Below are 24,279 nucleotides of genomic sequence, written 5' to 3'. Positions count from 1 at the left end.
CACGCATGAACCCCGCTACACACTCCGCTCGCCGCGCCACGCTGGCCGGTCGAGCCCGCGCCGGACGCTGGTTCGGCCTGGCAGCGCTGCTGCCGCTGCTCACAGGCTGCAGGAACCTGGAGCTGTTCAACCCCATGGGCAGCATCGCCGAGCAGGAAATGCAGCTGATCCTGGTCTGCACCGGCTTGATGCTGCTGGTGGTGATCCCGGTGATCATCCTCACGCTGTACTTCGCGTGGCACTACCGCGAGTCGAATAAAGAGGCCACCTACGCACCGACCTGGTCGCATTCCACCGCGATCGAAGTGGTGGTGTGGACGATTCCGTGCCTGATCGTGGTCGTCCTCGGCGTGTTGATCTGGAAGAGTACCCACGCACTGGACCCGTACCGCCCGATCGAATCGGACAAGGCGCCGCTGCGCGTGGAAGTGGTCTCGCTCAACTGGAAGTGGTTGTTCATCTATCCGGACCACAACGTGGCCACGGTCAACGAGCTGGTGATGCCGGTCGATACGCCGGTTGCGTTCAAGCTGACCTCCGAGTCGATGATGAACGCCTTTTTCGTGCCGCAGCTGGGCAGCATGGTGTACACCATGCCGGCCATGCAGAGTCGCCTGCATCTGATCGGGCACACGCCCGGCACCTATGCCGGCATGTCCTCGGCGTACAGCGGCGCGGGCTTCTCGGACATGAAGTTCGATGCGCGGGTGATGACCGAGGCGGACTTCGAGCAATGGCTGGCACAGTCGCGTGGCACTGCCCAGCACCTGGGCCAGGCACGCCTGGCTGAACTGGAGAAGCCGACCCATGGCGCACCGATGCAGCGTTTCGCCAGCGTGGACACCGGTTTGTTCGACAGCATCCTGCGCCGGTATGGCGGCATGCCCGACGACGAAATCTGCCTGCCCGGTGAAGAACCCGGCGCGAAAACCCAACTCGTGAGCCTGGCCGCACCTGCCAGCCGTACCGCGGAGAACTGATTGTGCTTGGAAAGTTGAACCTCGAAGCGATTCCCTACCACGACCCGATCATCATGTCGGCGCTGGCGGGCTCGCTGCTGCTGGGGGTGGCGATCATCGCGGCCATCACGTACTACAAGAAGTGGAGCTACCTCTGGACCGAGTGGATCACCTCGGTGGACCACAAGAAAATCGGCGTGATGTACATCATCCTGGCCCTGGTCATGCTGGTGCGTGGGTTCGCCGATGCGCTGATGATGCGTGCCCAACAGGCCATCGCCGCCAATGACAGCGCCGGCTACCTGCCGCCGGAGCACTACGACCAGATCTTCACCGCGCATGGCGTGATCATGATCTTCTTCGTGGCCACGCCGCTCATCGTGGGCCTGATGAACATCGTGGTGCCGCTGCAGATCGGCGCGCGCGACGTGGCATTCCCGTTCGTCAACTCGCTCAGCTTCTGGCTGTCGGCGGTGGGGGCGGTGCTGGTGATGCTGTCGATGTTCGTCGGTGATTTCGCCGCGACCGGCTGGGTGGCGTATCCGCCGCTGTCCGGCATCGAGTACAGCCCCACGGTGGGCGTGGACTACTACATCTGGTCACTGCAGGTCTCCGGCATCGGCACCACGCTGACCGGCCTGAACTTCATCGTCACCATCCTCAAGATGCGTGCGCCGGGCATGGACCTGATGAAGATGCCGGTGTTCACCTGGACCGCATTGATCACCAACATCCTGATCGTGGCGATCTTCCCGGTGCTGACCGCGACCTTGTTGCTGCTGAGCATGGACCGTTACTTCGGCATGCACTTCTTCACCAATGACGCCGGCGGCAACGCCATGATGTACGTCAACCTGATCTGGATCTGGGGCCACCCGGAAGTCTACGTCCTCATCCTGCCGTGCTTCGGTGCGTTCTCGGAGATCATCGCCACGTTCTCGGGCAAGCCGCTGTTCGGCTACCGCTCGATGGTCTATGCAACTTCGTCGATCGGCATCCTGTCGTTCTTCGTGTGGCTGCACCACTTCTTCACCATGGGCTCGGGTGCGAACGTCAATGCCTTCTTCGGCATCATGACCTCCATCATCTCGATCCCCACCGGGGTGAAGCTGTTCAACTGGCTGTTCACCATGTACCGCGGGCGGATCCGCTACCACTCCTCGACGTTGTGGACGATCGGCTTCATGGTCACCTTCGCGCTGGGCGGCATGACCGGTGTGATGCTGGCGATCCCGGGTGCGGATTTCGTGCTGCACAACAGCCTGTTCCTGATCGCGCACTTCCATAACGTGATCATCGGCGGCGTGGTGTTCGGCTGCCTGGCCGGCATCAGCTTCTGGTTCCCGAAGGCCTTTGGCTTCACCCTCAACGAGCGCTGGGGCAAGATCTCGTTCTGGTGCTGGCTGGTCGGCTTCTATCTGGCCTTCATGCCGCTGTACGTGCTGGGCTTCAAGGGCATGACCCGCCGCATGAACCACTACGGGGTGGAGGGCTACCAGCCGTGGCTGATCGTGGCGGCCATCGGTGCGCTGGTGATCGCCGCGGGTATCGCCGCGATGTTCATCCAGTTCTATGTCAGCGTGCGTGACCGCAAGGCCAACATGGATCTCACCGGCGACCCGTGGAATGCGCGCAGCCTGGAGTGGGCCACGTCCTCGCCGCCGCCGTTCTACAACTTCGCCACGCTGCCGGCGATCACCTCGCTGGAGCAGCATTGGGACGACAAGCAGCACGGCCGTGCCTGGCAGCGCCAGGACACCTACGAAGACATCCACATGCCGCGCAATACCGCGTCGGGTGTGGTGATCTCGGTGTTCAGCCTGGTGCTGTGCTTCGCCCTGGTCTGGCATATGTGGGTGCTGGCCGGCATTGGCCTGATCGGTGTGATCGCGACCTTCGTGCTGCGCTCGTATGACCGTGATGTGGACTACTACGTGCCCGCCGCTGAGGTGAAGCGCATCGAAGACGCGCACGTCGCGCAGATGGAAGGAGCCAAGGCATGAGCGGCGATACCCTGACCGCTGCCACGCAGCGCGGGCAGCTTGCGGCCGGTCATCACGACCACGCCCATGAGCACCACGACGACGGCAACAAGACCGTCGTCGGGTTCTGGATGTACCTGATGGGTGACTGCCTGATCTTCGCGGTGCTGTTCGCCACCTTCGGCGTGCTGCTCAACGGGACGGCCGATGGCCCCAGTGGCAAGGAACTGTTCAAGCTTGGCTTCGTGCTCTCCGAAACGGTGGTGCTGCTGCTCAGCAGCTTCACCTTTGGCCTGGCGATGCTTGGCATGCAGGCCGGCAAACGCAACCAGGTGGTGGGCTGGCTGGCCGTGACCGGCGTGCTCGGTGCGGTCTTCATCGGCATGGAGCTGTATGAGTTCGCCGAGCTGATCCATGAAGGCGCCACCCCGGACGTGAGTGCGTATCTGTCGGCGTACTTCACGCTGGTGGCCACCCACGGCCTGCACGTCACCTTCGGCCTGCTGTGGCTGGCGATCCTGATCCACCAGGTGCTCAAGTTCGGCCTGGACGGCATCGTGCGTCGCCGCCTGGCCTGCCTGAGCCTGTTCTGGCACTTCCTGGATCTGATCTGGATCTGTGTGTTCACCTTCGTCTACCTGCGGGAGTTCGTATGAGCGGCCACGCCACCCTCAAGGGCTACATCCTCGGCCTGCTGCTGTGCCTGGTGCTCACCGGTGCCTCGTTCGGCGTGGTCATGACCGATCTGGTCCCGCAGCCGCTGCGTCTGACCGCCATCGTGGTGCTGTGCGTGGTGCAGCTGGTCGCCCAGCTGGTGCTGTTCCTGCACATCGGGGCAGGGCGCAGCCAGCGCGAGAACACCGGCATCTTCCTGTGCACCGCGTTCCTGATCGCCATCGTGGTGGCCGGCTCGCTGTGGGTGATGCACAACGCCAACCTCAACATGATGCCGATGCAGATGTCGGCCGCGCCATGAGCTGGTCACGCTGCGGTGCCATGCTGATCGCACTGGTCCTGTCCGTTTCCGTGATGCCGGTGGTGGCCGCGGCCCCGCAGACCCGCACCGCGGCAACGGTGTCGGTCAGCAACCCGTGGATCCGTCTGCCACCGCCGGCCGCGAACGTGGCGGCCGGCTACATGCAACTGCATAACGGTGGTGGCGCCGACCGCCTGTTGTCGGCCACCTCTTCAGCCTTCGCCGAGGTGCAGGTCCATGCCATGCGCATGGACGGTGAAGTGATGCGCATGCAGGCGCTGCCTGAAGGGCTGGCCCTGCCGGAAGGCCGCACGGTCGCGCTGGAGCCGGGCGGGTATCACCTGATGCTGCTGACCCCGAAGCGGCCGCTGCCGGTGGGGCAGACGGTCCGGGTGACGCTCACGTTTGCCCGCGGCGCAGACCAGGTGGTGGACTTCACCGTGCGCGATGGCCTGATCGCGCATGGAGGGGCCAAATGAAGCGCTGGTTGGCGTCAAGCGTCGTGGCTGCGGCGCTGCTGGCCGGCTGCGCCGACGGCCAGGCACCGGTGATGGGCCAGGCGGCACTCGCTGCGGTCAAGCTGGAGAGCAGCGACGGGCGCACGCTTGCGATACGGGATCTGCAGGGCAAACCGACGCTGCTGTTCTTCGGCTTCACCCATTGCCCGGAAGTGTGTCCGCTGAGCCTGGTCAAGGCGGTGCAGATCAAGCGGTTGCTCGGGCCCGCCGCCGATGACCTGCAGGTCGCCTTTGTCACGGTGGATCCGCAGCGTGATACCCCGGCGCATCTGCGCGACTACCTGTCCGCCTTCGATACGACATTCCTGGGCCTGGCCGGCGACGAGGCGGGCACCCGTGCCATCGCCGAGAGCCTGGGCGTGAACTATCGCCGGGTCGGCGAAGGCGAGACGGCCACCTTCGAGCACACGGCATCGTGGTTCCTGCTCGGTGCCGACGGGCAACTGCAGGAGGTATACGGTTACGCGATGAGCGAGCAGGCGATTGTGGAGAAGCTGCGCATGCGGCTGCCATGATCGCCGGGGTGCCGGCCGTGGGCCGGTGCCCCTCCGCAACGGCTCACCACGCCCGCGCCCGCACCTCCCAGCAGGCTGCGGTGAAGGTCACTGCATCGCCCTCGATGAAAGGGGCGAACGCCGTCATGACCGCCTCCAGCACCTGCGTGCGGGTTGCTCCATCCAGATCCGTCCCCCTCAGCGCGCTTCCGACCGGCCCCAGCAACGCCACATACGTAGCCAGGTCCGCCCGGTCGATGCGGCAGATCACGTCCAGCGGCAGCACCTCGATATCTTCCCAGCCGCTGTCTTTCAGTATGCGCTCGACCCGCGCGCGATCGGCGAACGCAAACTGTCCTGGTGCCTCGGGCTGACGTGGCGGCAACGCCAACCACGGCGCGGCCGCGCGCTCGGCCGTGGTCATGAAGGGATTCTGGTCCGGCCCGCGCCAGGCCAGGACGTGCAGCACGCCGCCCCGTCTGGCGGCGCGCTGCAACTGCCCGAAGGCCTGCACCGGGTCATCGAAGAACATCACGCCGAAGCGCGACACGATCCGGTCAAGGCTGCCCGGCGGGAAGGCGTGGTGCTGCGCATCGGCGACGATGACGTCCACGGCCAGGCCGGCCTGCTGCGCGCGTGTTCGGGCCATCGTGACCATCGGCGCCGAGATGTCGACCCCGGTGACATGCCCCTGCGGACCCAGTTGCCCGGCGATGGCCAGCGCCACCGCGCCGGTCCCGCAGCCCACGTCCAGCACGTGCAGATCGTCGCCCGGTGGGATCGCCTCCAGCAGGTGGGTGGCGAGCGGTGCGAACATCTGATCGAGGATGCGCTGCGCCTCCACCCAGGCCTCACCGGCCGGGCCATTCCATAACGCATGCTGCGAGGTGTCGGTCATTGCAGGGCTCGGTCTGGCATTGCCAGTGGGATGAGGAGGCTGCACTGTGCCACCTCAACCAACGTTGAGGTCAAGTGGCCAGGCCTCAGCCCCGCCACACATCCACGAGCAGTTTCACGTTCAAGACGATGATCAGGCCGCCGATCAGCCACGACAGCACGATCAGCCAGCGCGGCGCCACCAGTGCCCCCATCTTGCCCTTGTCCGAGACGAACCGCACCAGCGGCACCACCGCGAACGGCAGCTGCATCGAGAGCAGCACCTGGCTCAACACCAGCAGGCGCGCGGTGCCTTGCTCGCCATAGATCGCGGTCACCACCACTACCGGGACGATCGCGATGCCGCGGGTGATCAGCCGCCGCGCCCATGGTGCGATCCGCAGGCGCAGGAAACCCTCCATCACGATCTGGCCGGCCAGCGTCGCCGTCACGGTGGAGTTGATGCCTGAGGCAAGCAGGGCGACCGCGAACAGGGTCGAGGCCAGCCCCACACCGAGCATCGGCGCCAGCAGCTCATACGCCTGCTCGATCTCCTGCACGTCGGTGCGGCCCTGCGCGTGGAACACGGCGGCGGCCAGGATCAGGATCGAGGCGTTGATGAACAGTGCGAGCATCAACGCAATGGTGCTGTCGGTCACCGCCCAGCGCAGTGCACTGCGGCGCCCGGCATCGGTGCGCGGATAGGCGCGGGTCTGCACGATGGAGGAGTGCAGGTACAGATTGTGCGGCATCACGGTGGCACCGATGATGCCGATCGCCAGGTACAGCGCCTTGGGATCGGTCACCACCTGCGCATGCGGAATGAACCCGGCCAGCACTGCCTGCAGCGGCGGCGCCGCGATGACCATCTGGATCGCAAAGCAACCGAAAATCACCAGCAGCAGCGCGATCACGAAGGCTTCCAGGGCGCGGAAACCGCGGTTCATGAGCAGCAGCACCAGCACCACGTCCACCGCGGTGATGATCGCGCCGGCCAGCAAGGGGATGCCGAACAGCAACTTCAATGCGATCGCGGTGCCGATCACCTCGGCCAGGTCGCAGGCGATGATCGCGATCTCGCACAGCAGCCACAGCCCGAGGTTCACCGGGCGCGAGTAGTGGGCGCGGCAGGCCTGCGCCAGATCGCGCCCGGTCGCGATGCCCAGGCGTGCCGAGAGTCCCTGCAGCACGATGGCCATCAGGTTGGAGAGCAGGATCACCGAGAGCAGCAGATAGCCGAACTGCGCGCCTCCGGCGATGTCCGTGGCCCAGTTGCCGGGGTCCATGTAGCCGACCGAGATCATGTAGCCCGGGCCGAGGAACGCCAGCAGGCGGAACCACCAGTGGCCGTCCGTAGGCACCGCGACGCTGGCGTTCATTTCGCCCAGGCTGGGGGTGTGCCCGGTCGATGAAGGCCAGGCGGGGGGATGCTCGGGGCGGCGCTGGATGTCCACGGCCGCAATATAGCAGAGGCTAAGTTACTAAGGCTTTGCAATCTGAGGCATCCCAACGCCTTAACCCTGAACCGCGTATCGTCACCGCTCTTTTCAGCTGGAGTGGGTGCATGCGTTGGATCGTGTTGTTGGCCGCCTTGGCCATGCCCGTGGTGGCGTGGTTCTCACAGACCGGCATGTTCGGCCCGACCAACGGTGCAATCTCCGACCAGTACCCGACGCTGCTGGTCGCGGCCGGGTACGCCTTCGCGATCTGGGGCGTGATCTTCCTGTGGGATGTGCTGTTCGGGTTCTGGCAGCTGCGCCTGCGCAAGCCGGACATCACCGGGGTGCGCCCGTGGGCCGCGGCGGGCTTCGCGCTGACCGCCGCCTGGATGCCGGTGTTCTCCAACCAATGGTTCCTGCCGGCGCTGGCCATCATCTGGGCCGCCCTGCTCTGCCTGATCGTAGCCGCTTACCGCGCCTCGCCGATCACCGCCCCGGGCGGGCAGCGTGCCTGGGCGGCGTACCCGCTCGGACTGCATGCCGGCTGGCTGTCCTTGGCGGCCTACCTCAATACCGCCCAGGTGATCGTCGCCTACCGCTGGCTGCCGACCGACAACATGCTTGGCTGGAGCCTGGTGCTGCTGGTCCTGGCTACCCTGCTGGTGCTGGTGGTCAACCAGCTGCTGCGCGGGCATTTCGCCTATCCAGCCGCCGTCATCTGGGCGCTGGCCGGCATGTACGTCAAACAGTCCGGCTGGGACCTGCCGGGCGCGGCCAACATCGCCACCCTGGCGCTGGTGTTGATCATCATCGTGGTGATCCAGACCGTGTGGCTGCGCGTTCGCGCGTACCGCCAGCCGCGCGCGATCGCCGCCGCCCACCGTCATCGTCGTTGATTTTTTCTGCAGGAGACCCCCCATGAACATCGTGATGAAGGAGCGCCACTGATGCGCGCTGCGATCCATACCACTTTTGGCGATCCCACCCAGGTCCTGCACGGCGGTGATGTGCCGCAGCCGGCCCCCGCTGCCGGTGAGGTGCGCATCCGCACCGTGCTCACCCCCATCCACAACCACGACCTGTGGACCGTGCGTGGCCAGTACGGCTACAAGCCCGAGCTTCCCGCTATCGGTGGCAGCGAAGGCACCGGCGTCATCGACGCGCTGGGCGAGGGCGTCGACGGCCTGAAGGTCGGCCAGCGGGTCAGCGCTGCCTCGGTGCATGGCACCTGGGCCGAATACTTCATCGCGCCGGCGCGGATGGTCATCCCCATGCCGGACAGCATCGACGACAACACCGCCGCGCAGCTGATCGCCATGCCGCTCAGTGCGCTGATGCTGCTGGAATTCCTGCAGGTGAAGGAAGGCCAGTGGATTCTCCAGAACGCCGCCAATGGCGCGGTCGGCAAGGCGTTGGCGATGCTGGCCAAGGCGCGTGGGGTGCACTGCATCAACCTGGTGCGGCGCGATGCCGGCGTGGCCGAGATGACCAACCTCGGCATCGACCACACCATCTCCACCGCGCAGTCTGACTGGATGGCCCAGGTGCAGGCCAAGGTCGGCAAGGCCTCGATCGCCGCCGCGGTGGATTCGGTTGGCGGACGCGCCAGCAGCGAGCTGATGACGTTGCTGGGCGACGGCGGCACGCTGGTCTCGTTCGGCTCGATGACCGGCGAGCCGATGCAGCTCAGCTCGGGCGATGTGATCTTCAAGCAGGCCACGGTGAAGGGCTTCTGGGGCAGCAAGGTCAGCCAGGCGATGGCGCCGGAAGACAAGCGTCGCCTCGTTGGCGAACTGCTGCAGCTCGCCGCACGCGGTGGATTGAGCCTGCCGGTGGACGGCGTGTTCGGGCTGGATGAGGTGGGCGATGCCGCCAAGGCCAGCCTGGAACCGGGCCGCAACGGCAAGGTGCTGCTGCGCCCCTGACCAACGGTCGGCGTTACCGGTCCGCGCGCAGTGCTTCGATAACGACCTTCATGGCGCTCGAGGATTGCCGGCGGCTGGGGTAGTAGGCGTAGTACCCATCGAAGGGATCGCACCAGTCCTCCATGACACGCCGCAACGCACCGGCGGCGATGTCATCAAGCACCATGTCCTCGGGCAAATAGGCCAGGCCCGCACCGGCCAGCGCCGCGCGATGGATCGCACTGCTGCCGTTGAAGGTCCATTGGCCATCCACGCGCACGTTCACTTCCTCGCCGTCCTTCTCCAGATCCCACACCATCAGCCCGCCGTGGGTAGGCAGGCGCAGGCCGATGCAGTTGTGCGCGGCCAGGTCGGCCGGCAGCTGCGGCGCGGTGTTCGTCGTGAAGTAGGCCGGGCTGGCCACGATGGCCATGCGCAGCGGCGGGCTGATCGGCACTGCGATCATGTCCTTGGCGACGCGGCCACCCAACCGGATGCCGATGTCGTAGCGCTGGGCGACGATGTCGGCCAGGCCATAGTCGATGGTCAGTTCCACATGCAGATCGGGGTAGGCGGGCAGCACGGCGGACAGCCGGGGCCACACGAGCGTGTTGGCGGCATGCTCGGCCGTGGTGATGCGGATCGTGCCAGCGGGCCGGTCACGGTACTCGCTGATCGCGGCGACCTCGGCCTCGATCTCCCGCATGCGCGGTGCGACGGTGTCGTACAGCCGTTCACCGGCCTCGGTCATGGAGACGCTGCGCGTGGTGCGGGTCAGCAGGCGCACGCCGAGGCGCTCTTCCAGCCCGCGCACGGTGTGGCTGAGCGCGGACTGCGAGACGCCCAGCTGCGCCGCGGCACGGGTGAAGCTGCGCTCGCGCGCGACGGTGACGAACACCTGCAGATCGTTGAAATTCTCGCGGGCCATGGGGCAGGGCCAAGAGCGCATGGCAGTCATGCGCGCCCATGATGAGCGCGGCCGACTGATGAACTCAAGCGGCTTTGTTTCGTGATTGATGAGCTTCAGTTATGGCTGCATGCCGATCGGGGCGGCTAGTGCCCGCGCGGGGGCAGGCCTACAGTGGGTGTCCCCGGCGGGCGCCGCCGTTCCTTCAGGAGAGGCCTCCATGGACCTGTTCACTGCCGCACTGTCGCTTTCGATGGCCGCCGTCGTGCCCGCCGAAACGGCACCGATCCGCATCACCAGCGCGGGCACCGCCCCTTCGGCCGCCGGCCCGGCGGACTATTTCACCGGTCGTGTGCGCATCGATGCGCCGTTCCAGACCGATGCCCCTGCACGCGTCGGCGGCGCTACCGTCACCTTCGAGCCCGGCGCACGCACCGCCTGGCATACCCATCCACTGGGTCAGACCCTGATCGTCACCGCAGGGCTGGGCAGCGTGCAGGAATGGGGCAAGCCCGCGCGCGATATCCGCCCGGGCGACGTCGTCTGGATCCCGCCGGGCGTCAAACATTGGCATGGTGCCAAGCCTGCCACCGCGATGACGCATATCGCGATCGCCGAAGCGGTCGATGGATCACCGGTGACGTGGATGGAGCAGGTCAGCGACGCGCAGTACAGCGGCAACTGAACCATGCTCCGCGATGGGGACGGTCGTGTCACATCCACCTGCGTACCCTCGTAGGCCGATCGAAACAGGAGAACCGTCTTGAGTACCGTTTTCATCGTCGGCGCGGCCGGCAAGGTCGGCCGTCACCTGGTCAAGCAGTTGGCCGACAAGCAGCATCGAGTGCTCGCGCTGCATCGCCGCGCCGAGCAGGCCGCTGAACTGGACGCACTCGGCGCTACGCCGGTCACCGGTGATCTCACCGCGACCGACGTGGGCACGCTGGTCGGCCAGATGCGCGGCAGTGACGTGGTTGTTTTCACGGCCGGTGCCGGTGGCGCAGGGGTGGAAGTGACCAACGCCATCGACGGCCGCGGCCTGGAGCTCGCGGTGGATGCCGCCCGGCAGGCGGGCGTGCGCCGCTTCCTGCTGGTCTCGGCATTCCCGGAAGCCGGCCGCAACAAGGGGATGGGCGAGGGTTTCGAGAATTACATGACGGTCAAGAAGCGCGCCGATGTGTATCTGGCCGCGACCGATCTGGACTGGGTGATCCTGCGCCCCGGCACCTTGAGCGATGCGCCGGGCACCGGCCGCGTCACGGCTGGCCCGGCGATCGCGTACGGCGATGTGCCACGCGCCGATGTGGCCGCCACGCTGGTGGCGCTGGTGGAGCAGCCGGGCGTCGCGCGGGTCATCATCGAGCTCACCGAGGGTGAGACGCCGGTCGATGAGGCGGTCCGGGCGCAGTCGCGCCACCAGGCCTGATCAGCGCAACGAGGCCATCAGTGCCTCGGCCCCCTTGTCCGCGCCGGTCAATGCGGCGCTCAAGCGGCCGCTGCTGGCCTTGATGTTCATGGCGTTTGGATATTGGGTCTCCACATACGCCGCCAGCAACTGGTTGTTCTGTGCATCGTAGATTTCCACCGCGTAGGCCAACCAGCCGGAGAGTGCGCCAGGGCGGCCGCGCGCGGACTGCACGGCGTTGTAGGGCGCGCCGGCCAGATCGAACTTCATCGCCGTGCTCAGGAATCGCGTGGTTGGCTTGGCGCCGGTCAGCACCAGTTGCACGCGCAAGGTGCATGGGCCTGGCTGCTGGGTCGGCTCGAAGCGCGTCGCGAGCGCCTCGCCAAAGGCGCGGAACATGTGGTCGCTGATCACACGTGTGTCGGCATCGCTGAGCTTCTCGAACTCTGCCTCGGGCTGCGGATAGATCTCCACGGGCTCCAGCACGAAGCGTTGGTAATCGCTCCAGCGGACATTGGACTGGTAGGCGTAGGGGCGGCGGTCCCCGCGGCTTCCCTCGTAGGCCTTGAGGTAGGTGGCAGAGGGCAGGCCGGGGTAAGCCACGCGCGGGGCGCTGGCACAGCCGGTGAGGGCGATGGCAACGACAAGGGCGTTGAACAAGGGGGCGATCGAGGGCATGGTCGGTATCCAGAGCGAAGAAAAAGGCATGGCGACACTAGTGGCCGGTGAGCAGCAGCAGCGGCAGCAGTGCCAGCAGGGCGAGCAGGCAGGCGCCAGCCATCAAGGTGAACATCCATCGCCGCGGGCAGCGCCGGGCGTGTGCCGGCCGGGGCAGGTCGGGCAGGTCCAACCACGCCGCGCGGCTCATTGCCGAAGCGCGGGAGCGGCGGTGTTGCACAGCACGGGAGGCAGTCATGGCGCGGTTCCACATCGGGGGGAAACGGACGCCGGCATCCCGGGTCCTGCAGCGCATGCTAGGCAGCAGATGTTCGGGAAATATTCGAGAAACGCATCAGTGCATCAGCGCTGCGGCATGATCGCGGGAAAGACCACGCGCACGCGCAGGCCACGCCCATCCATGCCGCTGTCGCACTCGATGCGTGCGCCATGCTGCGCGGCGATGGTGGCGACCAGCGACAGCCCGATCCCACTGCCCGGCTCGGTGGTGCCCGGCACGCGGTAGAAGCGCTCGAAGGCACGCGGGCGTTCGCTTTCGGCGATGCCCGGGCCGTCATCAAGCACTTCCAGATAGGGGTGCAGCGCGTCGCCGTCGCATTGATGGCCGCTGCTGACCTCGATGATGCTGCAGCGCCCGGCATAGCGGATGGCGTTGTCCACCAGGTTGCGCAGCAGAATGCCGATGGCATCGATATCGCAGCGGATGCGGCACGGCGCCAGTCGCTGGAACAGACTGATCATCTGCGCATCGGCCTGGATGCTGAACTCGCCGAGCAGATGCCGGACCAGCTCGGGCGCATCGGCCTCCACCCAGTTCGCCGGTTGCGGGCCCGATTCCAGCCGTGCCTGGTCCAGCAGCTGGTCCGCCAGCCGACTGGTGCGTGCGGCGGCATCGATCAGCCGTCGCAGCAACGCGTCCTTCTCGGCGATGTCATCGGTCAGCAGTGCGACCTCGGCATAGGTGTGCAGCGCCGACATCGGCGTCCGCAATTCGTGAGCGGCCTGCGCGATAAAGTAACGCTCGGACTGCATCGACGCCTCCACGCGCGCGAGCAGCGAGTTGAACGCCCCGATCAGCGGCGCGATTTCGCCGGGCACGCGGTCCTGCGCGATCGGCGTGGTGTCCGAGGGGGGGCGCTGGGCGACCTCCGCCGACAGCCGTTTCAACGGCCGCAGCGACAGAACGACCGAGCCGCCAAGCAGTACACCGACGGCGAGCAGCTGCAGGGTGTTTAGCGTCAACGCCGTCAGGATGTTGCCGGGTTCGCCGGTGTCATCCCGGACGGCGGGCAACGGCGACCGCACGGTGCTGGAGGATGCCGCCGCGGTCAGTGCGTTGGCGACGGGATCGGGGAGGGCCAACAGGAGCTGGTCGCCCAGGTGGGCCAGGCCCGCCTTCCAGGGGCTGTCGCTGCCATGCTGCCAGTACGCGGCCAGCATCGCGAAGAACACACACCAGATCAGCAAGGTGGCTGCCGCCAACGCAGTCCACAGGCGCTGCTTGATCGAGCTCATGCCGGCTGGCCTCCGATGCTGTAGCCATGCCCATGGACCGTGGTGATCAGGGTGTCGCCCAGTTTCCGGCGCAACTGGTGGACCAGCACGGTGATCGCACTGCGGCTGCCGTCGGCATCGACGCCGTAGACCACGGACTCGAGGTAGTCACGCCCGACCACGCGGCCACAGCGCTGGAGCAGGGCCACCAGCAGCGCGTACTCATGCGGGGTCAGCCCGATCACCTGCGTGCCGCGGGTCACCACGCGGGCGACCGGGTCCAGGCTCACCTCGCCATGCGTGAGCTTGGGCACCACCCAGCCCTGGCTGCGGCGTGCCACCGCCCGCACGCGCGCAATCAGCTCGTCCAGCTGGAACGGTTTGACCAGGTAGTCGTCCGCGCCCGCATCGAGCCCGCGGATGCGATCACTCAGTTGGCCGCGTGCAGTGAGCACGATGACAGGCGTGTCGTCGTAGCGCTCGCGCAGGAACTGGATGACCGTCAGGCCCGACGGCCCCGGCAGGCCGAGATCGAGCAGGACGGCGGCGAAGGCATGGTCGATCAGCGCGGCGCGGGCGGCCGGCGCACTGCCCGCACAGGCGACCTCCCACCCCTGCCGGCTCAGCCCCGCCTGGGTGGCGGCGGACAACATCGGATCGTCTTCAACGAGCAGCAGGCGCATGGGGCGGGGCATCGGCGGAGTCAGGGCGAGAAGATCGCAGCATGCCGCATGAATATTCGGAAAGTGTTGGCTGATAAAATCGGGGCTTTCCGCCACAGCCCGAGCACGCCATGACCAACGCCCCCTTCTATCCCATCGGCACCCCCGGCCAGCCCTGGGGCGCAGCGGAGAAGGCGCAGTGGCGCGCCCGTCAGGTGCCGCAGCGGCGTTACGCCGAAGACGTGCTGCCAGCGGTCGACGCGCTGCGCGATGCGTTCGAGGTGACCCAGTACGGCACGCTCGATTACGCGCCGGACCAATACCCGCTGTTTGCCGTGCGCAGCCGCGACTGGAATCCGGCGTTGCCGACGATGCTGGTCACCGGCGGTATCCACGGTTACGAAACCAGTGGCGTGCAGGGTGCGCTGCAGTTCCTGCAGACCCGTGCAGCGGACTACGCCGGGCGCGCCAACCTGCTGGTCGTGCCCTGCGTCAGCCCGTGGGGCTATGAGCGCATCCAGCGCTGGAACGCCGATGCGATCGATCCGAACCGCTCGTTCATCGCCAACAGCCCGGCGGCTGAATCGGCCGCGCTGATCGCGCTGGTCGCGCCCCTGCGCGGCAGCATCGTGATGCATATCGACCTGCACGAAACAACCGATACCGATGAAACCGAGTTCCGGCCGGCCTTGGCCGCGCGCGACGGCAAGTCGTTCGAGCCGGGCCTGATTCCGGATGGCTTCTACCTGGTCGATGACACCGAAAACCCGCAGCCGGCCTTCCAGACCGCAGTGAACGCAGCGGTCGAGCAGGTTACCCACATCGCCCCGGCGGACGAGAAGGGCGAGATCATCGGTTCCCCGGTGGTCGCCCCGGGGGTGATCGAGTACCCGCTGGAAAAACTGGGCCTGTGCGCCAGCGTCAGTGGTGCCAGGTACACCACTACCACCGAGGTGTATCCGGACAGCCCGCGCGCGACCCCGCAGCAGTGCAACGATGCCCAGGTGGCCGCGATCTGCGCGGCGATCGATTACGCGCTGGCCGCACCCAGGAACTGATCCAGCAACCACAGCGCCGCTGGCCCCAGCGGCGCGTCCCTGCGCCACACCGCGTCTGTAGAGACCAACCGTGGCCAGCCGGGCAGAGGCAATTCCACCAGCATGTCCCTGCCGTACCGAGCCACCAGGGCGCGCGGCAGTTCGGCCCAGCCGAAGCCATCCTCGGCCATCTCCAGCACCATCAGATAATCCGAGGCCGACCAGGTGCGTCCGCGCGCATGGCCCTCGCGCGCCGCATCGCCACTCAGGCAGATCTGGCGATGGCTGGCCAGGTCGGATTCCTCCGGTGCCTGCAGTGCGGCCAGCGGATGACCGGCAGCAACAAACACCGCCATCTCCGCGCGCAGGGGCAGGGCGCGCACCGCCAGTTCGGACGGGTAGGCTGGCTGATGCGGGATCAGCCCGAGATGGGCGCGCCCACGCTGCACAACGTCCAGTACATCGCTACCTTCGGCATCCAGCCACTCCAGTTCGATATCCGGAAAACGCTGCTCGAACCGCCGCAGCAGATGCTGGTCCGGATTGAGCTGGTAGATGTCCGAGAACACCAGGCTCAGGCGCGGCTCCACCTCGTCGGCGAGGCGGATGCTGAGCTGCTCCAGACGGTCGGCGGCGGCCAGGATTTCCTGTGCATGGCCGAGCACCTTGCGGCCGTCTTCGGTCAGGACCGGATAACGGCCACTGCGGTCGAACAGGGTCAGGCCCAGGTCCGCCTCCAGCGTGGCGATGGCCGTGCTGATGGTCGACTGCGTCTTTTTCAGGCGGCGAGCGGCAGCGGAGAACGAGCCGAGCGCGGCCGCTTCCACGAAGGCGTGCAGGGATTCGGGACCGTAGCGCATGGATGTATCGCCTTTAACGATGGATTCCATCTTTGGTCTGATGGAAACGACGATGATAATGGGCGCGTCGCCTGGGTGTCATGCCACGGCCGCAATCAAGGAGCTTTCCATGCACACACAGGTGCATTCCCAACCCCGTGCCCGTGGCGGTCTGATCGCCTGGGCCTGCCTGACCGTGGCGATCGTCGCTGAAGTGGTCGGCACCTCGTTCATGGCCGATGCCGCCCGTCATGGGGGCTATGTCGGCTATGTCGTCATGGCCGTGGCGTTGGCCATTTCGTATTACTTCCTGGCCCTGTCGGTGGGCGGCATCGCGGTGGGCGTGGCTTACGCCGTGTGGGAAGGCCTGGGCCTGACCCTGCTGACCCTGGTCGGCCTGTTCGTATTCAAGGACAGTCTCTCGGTGCAGCAGATGATCGGGCTGGTGATGGCGGCGGTCGGCATCGTCTGCGTCACCCTCGGCGAGGCGCACGCGTCATGAACCTCACCGCCTTCCTGTTCGTACTCTGCTCGGCACTGATCGACATCGCGGCCAACATGATGGTCGCCAAATCCGATGGCTTCCGTAAGCCGGCGTGGGGTTTCGCCGCGATCGTGCTGGTGTGGATCGCCTTCGCGCTGCTTGGCCAGGCGGTCAAGACCATGGACCTGGCCACCGCCTATGCGATGTGGGGCGCCATCGGCGTGATCGGCACCGCCGTCTGCGGGCGCGTGCTGTTCGGCAACCGCCTGCGCCCGATCGGCTGGGTGGGGATCGCGCTGGTCACGGGTGCGGTGGTGGTGCTGTCGAGCCACTGATTGCGATCAGCGGAACAACTGATTCAGCGCCGCCCCGGAGGCCGCATCGGCGAACCCATCGAAGCGGCCTTCGTCCATCAGCAACTGCGAGGCCCGCATCATGCCGCCCCATGCGGTGCGCGCCATCGCACCGCCCACGCTGACCCGCCGCACGCCCATGCCGGCAATGTCCTGCAGGCTGAAAGGCGATGCACTGCCGACCAGCAGGTTGACCGGTCGCGGCGCCACCGCGGCCACCACGGCCTCGATCTGCTCGCGGGTGGTGATCCCGGGTGCATAAAGACAGTCGGCACCGGCCTCGGCATAAGCGCGCAGGCGGGTGATCGCATCGTCCAGGTCGGGGCGACCAACGAAGAAGTTCTCGGCGCGGCCGATCAGCAGCACGTCCTCGCCGGATGCGTCGATCGCGCGGCGGGCGGCGCGCACCCGGGCCACCGCATCGTCCAGCGGGCGCAACGGATGCGCCGGATCCAGGCTGGCGTCTTCAATGGAGATACCGGCCACGCCGGTGGCGATGGCGCGGATGACGTTGCCGCCCACCGCGTCCAGCGTACCGAAGCCATCGCCGAAATCGGCATTCAGTGGCAATGGGGTGGCGGCCGCGAGGCTGCGCAGGTGGGCGAGGGTTTCGTCCAGCGTCAGCGTGCCATCGGCCTGGGCCTGGCTCCATGCATAACCGGAGCTGGTCGAGGCCAGCGCCTGGAAGCCCAGACTGTGCAGATATCGTGCACTGCCCGGATCCCACGGGTTGGGCAGCACGAAGCAGCCGTCGTCGTGCAGCGCACGGAAGGCGGCGCGGCGCGGGCGGGGATCGAAGGGCAGGGACGTCATGGTGCGCATCCGGTAAGCAGTGACCCGATGGTAACGCCATCGTTGCGCACGTCCGTCAGGCCCGTACCCAGCGTGCCGCCAAGCCGATGCAGACCAGTGTCACCGCCACCGCGCTGAACGCGAACACCAGGCTGCTGGCCTGGGCGACGAAGCCGATCAGCGCTGGGCCGGCCAATACGCCGGCATACCCGAGCGTGGTGATGGCCGGGATGGCCAGACTCTCGGGCATGACCTTCTGGTTGCCCGCCATCGAGAACAGCGCCGGCACGATGTTCGCGCAGCCCAGGCCCACCAGCGCATAGCCGCACAATGCCAACGGCAGCCAGGTGGCGAAGGTGGCCAGCGCGAAGCCGGCGGCGGCGATCAGGCTGCCGATCAGGATTGAACGATGCCGGCCCAGCCTGGCCACCACGCCATCGCCGACCAGGCGGGTCACGGTCATCGCGATGGCGAAGGCCAGATAGCCCAGCCCGGCGCGGGAAGGATCCACCTGCTGCACTTCATGCAGGAACACCGCACTCCAGTCGAGTACCGAGCCTTCGGCCAGGAACGCCACGAAACACAGCACGCCGATCGCCAGCACCACCCCGTGCGGCACCGCGAACAGCGGCGCATCACTGGACGCCTTGTCGGTACGCCAGTGCGGCAGCGCGATGGCCAGCAGGGCAGCGATCACCGCCGAGGCGAGCAGGCACACCAGCCACGGTGACAGGTGCAGGGCCAACAGTGCGGTCATCGCGCCTGCACCGACTGCGCCGCCGATACTGTAGAACGCGTGGAAGCCGGACATCATCGGTCGGCCGCTGTCGCGCTCGACCATGATCGCCTGCATATTCATCACGCAGTCGCACGCACCCACCCCAGCGCCGAACACGAACAAGGCCAACCCCAGCGTCCAGGGCGTGGGCGCGATGGCCAACAGGGGCAGGCTGGCGATCACCATCATGAGCGTGGCGATCATGACCGCGCGGCAACCATGGCGTGCGGCGAGCATCCCGGCGATCGGCATCGCCAGCAGGGAACCTGCACCCAGGCACAGCAGGACCAGGCCGAGCGAGCCCTCATCCAGGGCCGTGCGGAGTTTGGCGAAGGGGACCAGCGGTGCCCAGGCAGCGGTGGCGAAGCCGGGAAGGAAGAAGGCAGCACGGGTGGCGTGCTGCTGCGCGCGCGCGGTGCGCGTCGGAATGGAGGTCATGGGTCGTCGAGGTGGAAGGAAAAGGTCAGCGCCGTGGGGCGAGCTGGATATCCACGCCGCGCTGGGCGAACGCGTCGATCTGTGGCTGAGGGGTATCGGCCTCGAGCACCAGCACATCGATGTCCTCCACCGCGCCGATGCGATGGTTGGCCTGTGCGCCGAGCTTGTCGCGCGTGGCGACCACGATGCAACGACTGCTCGCGGCAAGCATCGCCCGTTTCAGCGCGGCTTCTTCGCCGTCCACCGCCCACAGGCCGTGCTGCGCATCCACCGCGCAGGTGCCCACGAAGAAGATATCGACGCGCAATCCGCTGACGGCTTCCAGCGCCTGTGCGCCAACGCTTGCACCGATACGCGGGTCGAGCCGGCCGCCGATCAGCGTCACTTCGATGCCGGCACGCCCCATCAAGGTCAACGCGATGTCCGGGACGTTGGTGATGACGCGGAGATTCTGGTGCTCCGGCAGGCAGGCGGCGATGGCGCTGTTGGTGGAGCCGGCGTCGAGCAGGATGCTGTCACCGGCGCGGACCTGCTCGGCGGCATGGCGGGCCAGTGCCTGTTTCTGCCGTTTCTGCACGGTTTGCCGCTCGGTCAGGGGCGGGAACGTCGGCGTGGCGGGCAGCGCACCGCCATAGACCTTCCGGCACAGGCCCTGCTGGGCGAGCTCGCGCAGATCGCGGCGGATCGAGTCTTCCGAGACTTGCATATCAACAGCCAGTTGGGCTGAGAGAACGCGGCCCTGTCGCTGAAGCAGCTCTAGGATCGCCTGCTGGCGCTCGCTGGGGAGGGTGTCAGGGGAGGGCGTCATGGCTGAAAGACACATCCGTCACGGTGCATGGTGGTGCCGAGTGTATGGAAGTGGGCAACATCGTGCAATAGGCCGGCTACGTGTGTGCGCGGCGGAGGTACCCCGAGATGGCCCCACGACGACGCCCGTTCCGGGCACGTTGCGGTGTCGGGTCGGCGTGCGTCACCGGTCGTGGTCCAGCTCGCGACGGACTACGCCAGCCACCCAGTCCATGAACGCCGCTACGCGTCGGGGCAGGTGGCGGCGTTGTGCGTACAGGAGCGTGACCGGCATCGGCTCGGCTTTCACGTCGGCCAGGATTTCCACCAGGGCTCCCGAGGCCAGCGCCTGGCGCACGCCGAGCAGCGGCACCTGGATGATGCCCAGCCCGGCCAAGGCTGCCGCGGTATAGCCTTCACCACTGTTGACCGTCACCGCGCCCGCCATCGGCAGGCTGCGATAGACCTGTCCATCGTGATACTCGAAACCGGGCGAACGCTGCCCCAGGGTGCCGACGTAGTGGACCAGCGCGTGACCGGCCAGATCGCCCAGCGTGGTCGGTGCGCCACGAGCGGCGAGATAGGCAGGACTGGCGCAGTTGACGATCGGCAGCTGTCCCAACGGGCGGGCCACCAGCGTGTTGTCATCCAGCGGCCCGACCCGCAGCACGCAGTCGAAGCCCTCGCGGATCAGGTCGACCCGGCGATCGGTACCGCTCACTTCCATCTCCACCCCGGGATGCTGGGCGAGGAAGGCGGGCAACTGCGGAATCACCAGTTGCCGGGCCAGTCCGCTGGACATGTCCACGCGCAGGCGCCCCTTGAGCTGAGAGGTATCGATCCGGAACATGCCCTGCAGATCGTCCATGTCATGCAGCAGATCGTGCGCCCGCGCCTGGAACTGGGCGCCGTCTGCGGTCAGCTGCACCCGGCGGGTGGTCCGGTGCAGCAATTGCACACCGACGTCTGCTTCCAACCGCTGCACGGCCAGCGACACGCTGGCTTTGGGCAGCCCCAGACTGTCGGCAGCGCCGGTGAACGAGCCAAGTTCAGCAACCCGGAGAAAGCACCGCAGGTGATCGAGGCGATCCATGGATTGTTCGCGATTCGTGGACAGTCAAATCAGCATCCGCCGATTTATCTGGCCGTGCAACACCAATAGGCTGGCAACCATTCCCAAACGCAGGTGCACTGACATGAGCAACGCAACCCGAGTCGTCCTGATCACCGGTGGCAGCCGTGGCCTCGGCCGCAACGCCGCCCTCGCGCTGGCGGCCGACGGTGCCGACATCGTGCTGACGTACCGCAGCCAGGCCGAGGCCGCCCAGGAGGTGGTCGCCCAGATCGAAGCGCTCGGTCGCCGTGCCGCGGCGATTCCACTGGACGTGGCCGACAGCGCGGGCTTTGGTGACTTCGCCGCCAAGGTCCGCACGGTGTTGGGCGGGTGGGGCGCAACGCAGTTGCAGGGCCTGCTCAACAACGCCGGCGAAGGCCTGCACGCAATGATCGCCGACACCACCGTCGACCAGTTCGATGCACTGGTCGCGGTGCATCTGAAGGGCCCGTACTTCCTGACCCAGGCATTGTTGCCACTCATCGCTGATGGCGGTCGCATCCTCAACGTGTCCAGCGGTCTGGCGCGTTTCTCGCTGCCGGGCAGTTCGGCCTACGCGATGATGAAGGGGGGCATCGAAGTGTTCACCCGCTACCTGGCCAAAGAACTGGGGGCACGTGGGATCAGTGCCAACACCCTGGCGCCGGGCGCGATCGAAACCGACTTCGGTGGTGGCCGCGTGCGCGACGATGCGCAGGTCAACGCGATGGTGTCCTCGGTCACCGCGATGGGGCGGCCGGGCAAGCCGGATGACATCGGTCCCGTCGCCGTGGCGCTGCTGTCGCCGCAGACCGCGTGGATCAACGCGCAGCGGGTGGAAGCATCGGGCGGCATGTTCGTCTGAGGCCGCCGCCAGTCAAGCGGTCATCGTGCAGCGCGTGCGGGCGTCATCGCTGGCGATGTATCGAGGGTAGGTCACGACCGTTGGTCGTGACGCTCTTGGATGCTCGTGTGAGAATGGTTCGCATCAAACGCCATCGCTGGCTATGATGCCGGTCCTTTCCCGTTACGACCCGAGCCCATCTTGAAGCGTGCCTTGCCAATCAGTCCCATGGGCCGCGTGTTCGCCACGGTCGCCTTCATCGAAGCCCTGACCTGGGCCGGCCTGTTGATCGGCATGTACCTCAAGTACCACGCGGCAGACCCGACGCCCGTCGGCGTCAAGATCTTCGGCCCGGTGCACGGTGTGGCCTTCATGGTCTACGTGGTTGTGTCGGTGCTCGCCGCCATCCGCCTGCGTTGGCCGTGGTGGGCCGCGCTGCTGGCATTGGCGGCTGCGGTGCCGCCGCTGGTGACGCTGCCGTTGGAGTGGTGGTTCAAGCGTCGTGGGCTGTTGTCGGCATCGGTGCGATAACGCACGCGCAATGAGGCCTCTGCCACTGCAGGGGCCTCCTTGGCTCAGGCGTCACCCAGCCCCCAACACCGCCAGAATCTGCTTCGGCGACTGGAACCCCGCCAGTCGCGCCGTTTCGTGACCGTCCCGCACCACCAGCAGCGTCGGCGTCTGCCGCAGCCCCAGTTCGCGGAACAGTCCCTCACCAACCGTTTCCAGCTTGACCTTCAGCAGCGTCATCCCCGCCTCCGCGATGGCGCCAGCGACACTGGCCAACGACATCTCCAGCATCCGGCACCCCGGGCAGTCGTCCTTATGGAAATCCACCAGCAGGGCCGGGTGCTCGCGCAGGGCGGCGTGGTAATCCTCAGCGGTCTGGGCGTACAGGGTCAGCATGTCGTAGGGCTCTCGGTATGGGCCAACACGGTGTCGGCCCAGTGGTGGATGGTGTGGGTGTCTTCGGCGCCGTGCGGCATCTGCTCGATCTCCAGCACTGGATACGAGGAGCCGAAGAACCGCGCCAGCCGGTGGGCGGCGCCGCAGTAGTACTCCTCGCCCCATTGGGTCTCGCCGGTACCGAATACCGCCACCGGGAACGGCAGTGGCAGCCCGAAGTGATCACGCAGCGCGGCCACGCAGTCCTTCATCTCCGCCGGGGTACGCCCGGCGTTGTCCGTCCAGGAACCGACCAGGCACAGGGCAGGCGGCTCTCCCGCCAGCGCCACGGCAACGTCGCCGGCATCCACGTCGACCCAGTCCACACGGTGCCCCAGAGCCTCGCAGCGCGCCCGGATCAGCGCAGCCAACTCACGGGTGTTGCCGCTCAGCGAGGCGAAGGCCAGCAGGATGTGCATTTGCACGCCTCCTTACAGGTCGTCAAACCCATTGTCCGCATTGGTCTTCTTGTAACTGGCGTTGCGCATTTCGAAGAAGTCGGTCTTGGTCTCGGTGAAGTTGTCGGCGTAGGCCTTGATCCACGGCATCACGTTGACATTGGTCTCGCTGTACAGCTTCTCGATGCCGAGCATGCCGGCCATCTTGTTGGCGCGGTACTTCACGTAGCGGATCATTTCGTCCACGTCGATGCCGTCGATGCCGTCCAGCACTTCGCCGGTCCAGCGCGTTTCCAGCTGGATGGCGTGCTCGAAGGCCTCATGCACGTAGGCGGTCAGCTGCTCGCCCTGCAGCGCTGGATTCTCGCCGATGATGGCGCGGATCAGTTCGCTGATGAACTTGGTGTGGGCCAGCTCGTCGCGGTTGATGAAGCTGATGATCTTGCCGGTGCCGGTCATCCGGTTCTGGCGGACCAGGTTGTAGAAGAACGCGAAGCCGGAGTAGAAGTTGATACCTTCCAGGATCGAGGACTGGATCAATGCGCGGATCAGTGTCTCGGCGGTCTTCTCGCGCATGAAGTCGTCGTAGGACTGCATGATCGGCGCGTTGCGGGCCAGGATGGTCGGGTGGGTGCGGGCGATCTCGAACACCCGGTTCTGGTCGGCCAGCCCGGCGATCGAGGCGAGCACGTAGCTGTAGCTTTCGTTGTGGATCACTTCCTGCTGGCCGATGATCGCCGCATTGGCATGGGCGGCGGGATCGGTGATGTACTCGGCAACGTTGTAGATGAAGCGCGTCTGCGGCGAGTCCAACGTGGCCAGCAAGCCGATGATCGAGTCGTAGGCGTTCTTCTCGCGCGCATTGAACTCGCCGTACTGGCGCGCGTCGCCCTTCATGTCGACTTCGTCCGGAATCCAGAAGTTGGTCGAGAGCTCCTTGTACGCCCGGTAGAAGGACGGGTAGGGAATGTCGTTCCAGTTGAGGATGCCGCTGGTGCGGCCGTTGATGATGCCGGTGGAGCGGTTGGGGTGGCGCGGTTCGAGGATCTTGATGCGTTCGAGGGGGATGGCCATCGGGGTGTGTCCTTGTTTCTCTTCGGGCAGTGCGAGTTGCCGGCCAGCGGCCGGCACTACCGGGGCATGTGTGGGGTTGCCGGCCAGCGGCCGGCACTACCGTTCAGTGCGCTGACGACCAACG

30 protein-coding genes are annotated in these 24,279 nt (G+C 66.6%); 15 read left to right on the top strand and 15 right to left on the bottom strand.

The features are described 5' to 3' along the window. Positions 1-5 precede the first annotated feature (5 nt). Genes cyoA through K4043_RS02570 form a run of 6 tightly spaced genes read left to right on the top strand, consistent with a single transcriptional unit; the run spans position 6 to position 4,950 of the window. Positions 6-980, top strand: coding sequence for a ubiquinol oxidase subunit II (cyoA, locus tag K4043_RS02595; RefSeq protein WP_265308091.1), 975 nt, complete (start codon positions 6-8; stop codon positions 978-980). A gap of 2 nt (positions 981-982) precedes the next feature. Then, positions 983-2,962 (top strand): cytochrome o ubiquinol oxidase subunit I, encoded by a 1,980-nt coding sequence (gene cyoB, locus K4043_RS02590; RefSeq protein ID WP_265308090.1) that lies wholly within the window; start codon positions 983-985, stop codon positions 2,960-2,962. Then, on the top strand, positions 2,959-3,597 hold the full coding sequence (gene cyoC / locus K4043_RS02585; protein ID WP_265308089.1) for a cytochrome o ubiquinol oxidase subunit III: 639 nt from the start codon (positions 2,959-2,961) through the stop codon (positions 3,595-3,597). Before cyoB ends, cyoC begins: the two co-directional genes overlap by 4 nt. Further along, positions 3,594-3,917: a cytochrome o ubiquinol oxidase subunit IV gene (gene cyoD / locus K4043_RS02580; RefSeq protein ID WP_121036963.1), complete on the top strand. Its 324-nt coding sequence runs from the start codon at positions 3,594-3,596 to the stop codon at positions 3,915-3,917. The genes cyoC and cyoD overlap by 4 nt, the downstream gene beginning before the upstream one ends. Further along, positions 3,914-4,396 (top strand): copper chaperone PCu(A)C, encoded by a 483-nt coding sequence (locus tag K4043_RS02575; protein WP_265308088.1) that lies wholly within the window; start codon positions 3,914-3,916, stop codon positions 4,394-4,396. Before cyoD ends, K4043_RS02575 begins: the two co-directional genes overlap by 4 nt. Continuing rightward, complete coding sequence (locus K4043_RS02570) at positions 4,393-4,950, top strand: SCO family protein (RefSeq protein WP_265308087.1); 558 nt, start codon at positions 4,393-4,395, stop codon at positions 4,948-4,950. The genes K4043_RS02575 and K4043_RS02570 overlap by 4 nt, the downstream gene beginning before the upstream one ends. A gap of 43 nt (positions 4,951-4,993) precedes the next feature. On the opposite strand, the gene K4043_RS02565 is transcribed toward K4043_RS02570, so the two are convergent. Together K4043_RS02565 and K4043_RS02560 are read right to left on the bottom strand one after the other, a co-directional pair. Next, positions 4,994-5,827: a class I SAM-dependent methyltransferase gene (locus tag K4043_RS02565; protein WP_265308086.1), complete on the bottom strand. Its 834-nt coding sequence runs from the start codon at positions 5,825-5,827 to the stop codon at positions 4,994-4,996. 85 nt (positions 5,828-5,912) lie between these two features. Beyond that, positions 5,913-7,253: an Nramp family divalent metal transporter gene (locus K4043_RS02560; RefSeq protein WP_123729749.1), complete on the bottom strand. Its 1,341-nt coding sequence runs from the start codon at positions 7,251-7,253 to the stop codon at positions 5,913-5,915. A gap of 116 nt (positions 7,254-7,369) precedes the next feature. Here K4043_RS02560 and K4043_RS02555 point away from each other — a divergent pair, with 116 nt between their 5' ends. Both K4043_RS02555 and K4043_RS02550 read left to right on the top strand, forming a co-directional pair. After that, entirely contained in the window at positions 7,370-8,140 is a 771-nt protein-coding gene (locus K4043_RS02555) for a hypothetical protein (RefSeq protein ID WP_123729411.1), read from the top strand. A gap of 51 nt (positions 8,141-8,191) precedes the next feature. Further along, positions 8,192-9,169 carry a zinc-binding dehydrogenase gene (locus K4043_RS02550; RefSeq protein ID WP_265308085.1) on the top strand — a complete coding sequence of 326 codons (978 nt, stop codon included), beginning with the start codon at positions 8,192-8,194 and terminating at the stop codon, positions 9,167-9,169. A 13-nt stretch (positions 9,170-9,182) separates the two neighbouring features. On the opposite strand, the gene K4043_RS02545 is transcribed toward K4043_RS02550, so the two are convergent. Next, a complete protein-coding gene (locus K4043_RS02545) occupies positions 9,183-10,076 on the bottom strand; it encodes a LysR family transcriptional regulator (RefSeq protein WP_265308084.1) in 894 nt (297 codons plus the stop codon). Positions 10,077-10,275: 199 nt separating this feature from the next. Between K4043_RS02545 and K4043_RS02540 the strand changes: the two genes are divergently transcribed. Together K4043_RS02540 and K4043_RS02535 are read left to right on the top strand one after the other, a co-directional pair. Further along, complete coding sequence (locus K4043_RS02540; RefSeq protein ID WP_265308083.1) at positions 10,276-10,740, top strand: cupin domain-containing protein; 465 nt, start codon at positions 10,276-10,278, stop codon at positions 10,738-10,740. Between the two features lie 78 nt (positions 10,741-10,818). Next, positions 10,819-11,481, top strand: coding sequence for an SDR family oxidoreductase (locus K4043_RS02535; RefSeq protein WP_265308082.1), 663 nt, complete (start codon positions 10,819-10,821; stop codon positions 11,479-11,481). On the opposite strand, the gene K4043_RS02530 is transcribed toward K4043_RS02535, so the two are convergent. From K4043_RS02530 to K4043_RS02515, 4 genes are all read right to left on the bottom strand, one after another. Next, a complete protein-coding gene (locus tag K4043_RS02530; RefSeq protein ID WP_265308081.1) occupies positions 11,482-12,138 on the bottom strand; it encodes a DUF3313 domain-containing protein in 657 nt (218 codons plus the stop codon). It abuts the gene before it with no gap. A 37-nt stretch (positions 12,139-12,175) separates the two neighbouring features. Then, complete coding sequence (locus tag K4043_RS02525; protein ID WP_265308080.1) at positions 12,176-12,376, bottom strand: hypothetical protein; 201 nt, start codon at positions 12,374-12,376, stop codon at positions 12,176-12,178. A gap of 104 nt (positions 12,377-12,480) precedes the next feature. Beyond that, positions 12,481-13,653 (bottom strand): ATP-binding protein, encoded by a 1,173-nt coding sequence (locus tag K4043_RS02520; RefSeq protein ID WP_265308079.1) that lies wholly within the window; start codon positions 13,651-13,653, stop codon positions 12,481-12,483. Continuing rightward, positions 13,650-14,315 carry a response regulator transcription factor gene (locus tag K4043_RS02515; RefSeq protein ID WP_265308532.1) on the bottom strand — a complete coding sequence of 222 codons (666 nt, stop codon included), beginning with the start codon at positions 14,313-14,315 and terminating at the stop codon, positions 13,650-13,652. Before K4043_RS02515 ends, K4043_RS02520 begins: the two co-directional genes overlap by 4 nt. Before the next feature lie 110 nt (positions 14,316-14,425). Between K4043_RS02515 and K4043_RS02510 the strand changes: the two genes are divergently transcribed. Further along, positions 14,426-15,352: a M14 family metallocarboxypeptidase gene (locus tag K4043_RS02510; RefSeq protein WP_265308078.1), complete on the top strand. Its 927-nt coding sequence runs from the start codon at positions 14,426-14,428 to the stop codon at positions 15,350-15,352. Here K4043_RS02510 and K4043_RS02505 read toward each other — a convergent pair. Beyond that, complete coding sequence (locus K4043_RS02505) at positions 15,325-16,191, bottom strand: LysR family transcriptional regulator (protein WP_265308077.1); 867 nt, start codon at positions 16,189-16,191, stop codon at positions 15,325-15,327. The two genes, K4043_RS02510 and K4043_RS02505, sit on opposite strands and share 28 nt — an antisense overlap. 109 nt (positions 16,192-16,300) lie before the next feature. Between K4043_RS02505 and K4043_RS02500 the strand changes: the two genes are divergently transcribed. Both K4043_RS02500 and K4043_RS02495 read left to right on the top strand, forming a co-directional pair. Then, positions 16,301-16,672, top strand: coding sequence for an SMR family transporter (locus K4043_RS02500; RefSeq protein WP_265308076.1), 372 nt, complete (start codon positions 16,301-16,303; stop codon positions 16,670-16,672). Beyond that, the gene (locus K4043_RS02495; RefSeq protein ID WP_265308075.1) at positions 16,669-16,989 is read left to right on the top strand and encodes a multidrug efflux SMR transporter; all 321 of its coding nucleotides are present in this window, start codon (positions 16,669-16,671) and stop codon (positions 16,987-16,989) included. Before K4043_RS02500 ends, K4043_RS02495 begins: the two co-directional genes overlap by 4 nt. A gap of 6 nt (positions 16,990-16,995) precedes the next feature. Here the strand turns inward: K4043_RS02495 and K4043_RS02490 are convergent, their stop codons facing one another. The 4 genes from K4043_RS02490 to K4043_RS02475 form a co-directional block, all read right to left on the bottom strand. Beyond that, the gene (locus tag K4043_RS02490; protein WP_265308074.1) at positions 16,996-17,820 is read right to left on the bottom strand and encodes an isocitrate lyase/phosphoenolpyruvate mutase family protein; all 825 of its coding nucleotides are present in this window, start codon (positions 17,818-17,820) and stop codon (positions 16,996-16,998) included. A 55-nt stretch (positions 17,821-17,875) separates the two neighbouring features. Then, positions 17,876-19,006, bottom strand: coding sequence for an MFS transporter (locus K4043_RS02485; protein ID WP_265308531.1), 1,131 nt, complete (start codon positions 19,004-19,006; stop codon positions 17,876-17,878). A 34-nt stretch (positions 19,007-19,040) separates the two neighbouring features. Beyond that, positions 19,041-19,823 carry a DeoR/GlpR family DNA-binding transcription regulator gene (locus tag K4043_RS02480; protein ID WP_265308073.1) on the bottom strand — a complete coding sequence of 261 codons (783 nt, stop codon included), beginning with the start codon at positions 19,821-19,823 and terminating at the stop codon, positions 19,041-19,043. Positions 19,824-19,985: 162 nt separating this feature from the next. Next, positions 19,986-20,894 carry a LysR family transcriptional regulator gene (locus tag K4043_RS02475; RefSeq protein ID WP_265308072.1) on the bottom strand — a complete coding sequence of 303 codons (909 nt, stop codon included), beginning with the start codon at positions 20,892-20,894 and terminating at the stop codon, positions 19,986-19,988. A 103-nt stretch (positions 20,895-20,997) separates the two neighbouring features. Here K4043_RS02475 and K4043_RS02470 point away from each other — a divergent pair, with 103 nt between their 5' ends. Further along, the gene (locus K4043_RS02470; RefSeq protein WP_265308071.1) at positions 20,998-21,759 is read left to right on the top strand and encodes an SDR family oxidoreductase; all 762 of its coding nucleotides are present in this window, start codon (positions 20,998-21,000) and stop codon (positions 21,757-21,759) included. Between the two features lie 198 nt (positions 21,760-21,957). Next, positions 21,958-22,269 carry a DUF3817 domain-containing protein gene (locus K4043_RS02465; protein WP_265308530.1) on the top strand — a complete coding sequence of 104 codons (312 nt, stop codon included), beginning with the start codon at positions 21,958-21,960 and terminating at the stop codon, positions 22,267-22,269. Positions 22,270-22,320: 51 nt separating this feature from the next. On the opposite strand, the gene K4043_RS02460 is transcribed toward K4043_RS02465, so the two are convergent. From K4043_RS02460 to K4043_RS02450, 3 genes are read right to left on the bottom strand one after another with little or no spacing between them, the layout of a single operon-like run. Next, positions 22,321-22,644: a thioredoxin family protein gene (locus tag K4043_RS02460; RefSeq protein WP_265308070.1), complete on the bottom strand. Its 324-nt coding sequence runs from the start codon at positions 22,642-22,644 to the stop codon at positions 22,321-22,323. Next, complete coding sequence (locus tag K4043_RS02455; protein WP_265308069.1) at positions 22,638-23,102, bottom strand: flavodoxin; 465 nt, start codon at positions 23,100-23,102, stop codon at positions 22,638-22,640. The genes K4043_RS02460 and K4043_RS02455 overlap by 7 nt, the downstream gene beginning before the upstream one ends. Before the next feature lie 12 nt (positions 23,103-23,114). Then, positions 23,115-24,155, bottom strand: coding sequence for a ribonucleotide-diphosphate reductase subunit beta (locus K4043_RS02450; RefSeq protein WP_265308068.1), 1,041 nt, complete (start codon positions 24,153-24,155; stop codon positions 23,115-23,117). Positions 24,156-24,279 lie beyond the last annotated feature (124 nt).

Source organism: Stenotrophomonas sp. SRS1, from assembly GCF_026130205.1.
Taxonomy (GTDB): Bacteria; Pseudomonadota; Gammaproteobacteria; order Xanthomonadales; family Xanthomonadaceae; genus Stenotrophomonas; species Stenotrophomonas rhizophila_B.
Note: the sequence above shows the minus strand (reverse complement) of the source record. Positions and strands in the feature narration are given on the sequence as shown.